The sequence below is a fragment of the Microbacterium sp. H6 genome (assembly GCF_003314775.1).
Classification (GTDB): domain Bacteria; phylum Actinomycetota; class Actinomycetes; order Actinomycetales; family Microbacteriaceae; genus Microbacterium; species Microbacterium oxydans.
The window spans coordinates 221-3,543 of sequence record NZ_QOAY01000201.1 but is presented as its reverse complement, the minus strand read 5'-3'; the positions used below and the strand labels follow the sequence as shown (position 1 = coordinate 3,543).

5 protein-coding genes are annotated in these 3,323 nt (G+C 67.3%); all 5 read right to left on the bottom strand.

All coding sequences use genetic code 11. The features are described 5' to 3' along the window. The coding region (locus DSP71_RS13295) for an acyl-CoA thioester hydrolase/BAAT C-terminal domain-containing protein (protein WP_113681320.1) at nucleotides 1-732 on the bottom strand (732 nt) is incomplete at its 3' end. A 2-nt stretch (nucleotides 733-734) separates the two neighbouring features. Further along, nucleotides 735-1,013: a hypothetical protein gene (locus DSP71_RS13290; protein ID WP_218867779.1), complete on the bottom strand. Its 279-nt coding sequence runs from the start codon at nucleotides 1,011-1,013 to the stop codon at nucleotides 735-737. Nucleotides 1,014-1,163: 150 nt separating this feature from the next. Further along, nucleotides 1,164-2,333, bottom strand: coding sequence for an RtcB family protein (locus DSP71_RS13285; RefSeq protein WP_113681317.1), 1,170 nt, complete (start codon nucleotides 2,331-2,333; stop codon nucleotides 1,164-1,166). A 275-nt stretch (nucleotides 2,334-2,608) separates the two neighbouring features. Beyond that, nucleotides 2,609-3,013: a VOC family protein gene (locus DSP71_RS13280; protein WP_113681316.1), complete on the bottom strand. Its 405-nt coding sequence runs from the start codon at nucleotides 3,011-3,013 to the stop codon at nucleotides 2,609-2,611. A gap of 33 nt (nucleotides 3,014-3,046) precedes the next feature. Beyond that, the coding region (locus DSP71_RS23830) for an SIP domain-containing protein (RefSeq protein WP_258546437.1) at nucleotides 3,047-3,323 on the bottom strand (277 nt) is incomplete at its 5' end.

The window sequence follows — 3,323 nt, the reverse complement described above, 5'->3', positions numbered from 1 at the left end:
CACTCCTGCGGTCACGGCCGATTCGCCGGGGAGCAGCAGTCGGTGCCCCGCGTCCGGGTGAGTGATCACCGTCGTGTCCAGACCCTTCGCCGTGCGGCGTTCGACGAGCTCGCGGGCGAATCGGATGCTGGGCCAGACCCGGTCGTCGCCGCCGGCGACGAGCACGACGACACCGTCGATGTCCTCCGCCCGGATCGCGGCGGATGCGGCGGCCGAAGGGTCACGATCGACGCTCGACTCGTACAGAGCACGATACTCGGGCGGGTCGGTCGACGGCGTCCACGACGGAGCGAACGGGACGAACGGGATCGGGGTACCCCGACGGGTCCAGTGCGACGACCAGGTCCCCTCTGAGTTGCCAGCCCAGACGACAGAGGACGGGGCGACGGCGACCGTCGCATCGATCGGGTGCAGGGACGCGGTCACCAGCGCCGCCTCCGCTCCGAACGATGTTCCGAAGATCGCCACGCGATCGGCGTCACGACGCAGCAACTCCACCTCTTCGACAAAGGTCTCGATCGGCACTTCGTGCGGGGCAGGGCGCTGGCTGATGCCGCCGAACCAGCGGATGGCCCTCACACGGGCGCCGTGCCGTGCCAGCATCTCCGCCCGCTCGACCTCCACACGCCCGCTGGATCCGGCGAGGAGCAGGACAGCCGTGCCGCACGGGTTCTCCGGGAAGGCATCGTGGCGGTCGGCCGGGTGCACCCCGATGCTGTGTCGAGGCGTCATCGTCACTCGCGGTCGAGGCCGAACGTGCGTTTGACGAGCGCCTGCACGTCGCGGTCGAGACCGTCGATGCGGGTGTTCACGGAATCGAAGCGGGTGTTCACGGAATCGAAGCGGGCATTCATCTCGGTGCGCAGCCCATCGATCTGGCCGTTCATCTCCGTACGCAGGCCCCCGATCTCGCTGCGGAGGATGCGGACGAACAATGTCGAGACGACGGTGAGCGTGCTGAACATCAGCACGGTGAACGACCCGATCATCGTCCAGATCTGCGCGTCGTTCATGACTCCCACTCCCTCATCGTCGCATCGATCCGGCAAGCCTGCCAGAGCGCAGGAGCCGAAGATATCGGTTGCCCACGATCCGTGGATGACACGCTCTCCGTCGCGTCGGTGCAGGAAGGACTGGGCGGGGGAGGCCCCGCCCAGTCCCGGTCAATCGCCCTTCACGTTGACGACCTGCCGCAGCGTGTGCCGGATCGACACGAGGCTCGCGGCATCCGCCATCACCCGGTCGATCGGCTTGTACGCCTGGGGGATCTCGTCGATGAACGCGTCGGTGTCACGGAACTCGATGCCGGCCATCGCCACACGTAGCTGCTCGTGAGTGAAAGTCCGTCGCGCCGCGGACCGCGAGTACTCCCGGCCGGCGCCGTGCGGCGAGGAGCTCAGCGACTGCGGGTCACCGAGCCCTTCCACCACGTACGAGGCGGTGCCCATCGATCCGGGGATCAGACCCGGACGACCGGCGTCCGCCTGGATGGCGCCCTTCCGGGACACCCATACCTGCTTTCCGTAGTGCTTCTCCGACTCTGTGAAGTTGTGGTGGCAGTTGATCCGCTCCTGTTCCTCGACCGGAGTGCCGAGGAACTCCGACACCTGGCGGATGACCCGATCCATCATCTCCTCCCGGTTCAGCAGGGCGAAGTGCTGTGCCCACCGCAGTTCCCGGATGTACCGCGTGAACTCCGGTGTGCCCTCGACGAGATAGGCCAGGTCGGGGTCGGGGAGGTCGATCCACCACTGCTTCGCGAGCCGCTGCGCGACACCGATGTGATGGGTGGCGATCTTGTTGCCGACGCCTCGCGACCCCGAGTGCAGGAACAGCCACACCCGGTCGAGCTCATCCACCGACACCTCGATGAAGTGGTTCCCGGATCCCAATGTGCCGAGCTGCAGACGCCAGTTCCCGGCGTACTGCGCGGGGTCGAAGCCGTTCTTCTCTGCCAGCTGCTCGAGCGCGGCGATGCGCGGCTCGGCCGTGGCCACGACCTTGCGGTTGTACCGGCCGGCCGACAGTGGGATGGCGCGCTCGATCTGTTCCCGGAGCTCGGCGAGCTCGCGCCCGTCGAGGTCGTTCCTCGTGAACTGCGTGCGGACGGCGATCATGCCGCAGCCGATGTCGACGCCGACGGCGGCGGGGATGATCGCGCCGAGCGTCGGGATGACCGAGCCGACCGTCGCCCCCTTGCCGAGGTGCGCATCCGGCATCAGCGCCAGGTGCGGGTGGATGAACGGCATGCGGGCCGTGGTGTGCGCCTGAGCGAGTGTCTTCTCGTCGATCAGTGACGCCCACGACAGCAGCCGTGCGGAGAGCCTCTCCATGATTCCTTTCCTTGTGGTGGTCTTCAGCCACAGGTCAGGGGAGCCTCCAACGGAAGAACGCCCCGGACCTGACGGTACGGGGCGTTGCGAGAGCGGATGCTGTCACACGACGCGTGCCGGAGGGTACGACTCGTAGCGGTCATTGCGCTTCTGCTGAAGCTGCAAGACCGCGGCGATGGGGAGGTTCCGCTGCGCGGTCATCCGTCGACTCCTCGGCTGGTGTGCTGCACCGATCGGCACAGCTTTGCCACCCTAGGGCGCGACACGCCCGGGAGTCAACTCGCCTCGCGAGGAGGGTTGTACATGAACTCGATCCGGATGCCGTCGGGGTCTTCGACGAAGGAGGCGAAGTAGCGCTCCGAATAGCGGGGGTACTCCTTGGGTTCGCGCACAGCCGTCCAGCCGGAATCCTCCGCGATCGCGTGCAGGCGTTCGACGTCTTCGCGCGAGGGCACCGCGAACGCGATGTGCTGCCAGCCCACGCGGCCGTGCCGGTGCGGAGTGGCGTCGTCATCCCAGGTGTAGAGGATGATCTCGGTCTCGTCGCCGTTGTTCCATGAGATCGAATGATCGTTCGCTCCGCCGCTGACATACCCGAGGGCGGAGAGCACGGGATGGAACTGCGCCCTGCCGCGTTCGAGGTCGGTCACGGTGATGCCGAGGTGATCCAGAAGTGCCATGTGCCGAGTCTCCCAGCAACGGCCGACGTCGCACTAGTGCGGCGCGTGGTACTCCGCCTCGCCGCGCTTCCAGTACCCCTTCACGACTGCTTTCGCACTGTCGACGCCCCACCGTTCGAGCAGTGCCCTGCCCGGCTTGACGATCGACTGCTCGGCGGCGACGAAGACGAACGGGTCGAGGCCGACCGTGTCATCGGCCGTCAGCCCCTCGAGGAAGGCGATGAGGGCGGAGCCGGAGGGCTTCTCTCCCCGGTGCAGCCACTCGACCTCGACCGGGGCCTCGACCTCGACCTCTCGGCCGGGGTTCACC

Bases quoted from the DNA above. Each gene is read 5' to 3' on its own strand.
- DSP71_RS13290 (WP_218867779.1), bottom strand. From the start codon at position 1,013: ATGAACGACGCGCAGATCTGGACGATGATCGGGTCGTTCACCGTGCTG.
- DSP71_RS13285 (WP_113681317.1), bottom strand. From the start codon at position 2,333: ATGGAGAGGCTCTCCGCACGGCTGCTGTCGTGGGCGTCACTGATCGAC.
- DSP71_RS13280 (WP_113681316.1), bottom strand. From the start codon at position 3,013: ATGGCACTTCTGGATCACCTCGGCATCACCGTGACCGACCTCGAACGC.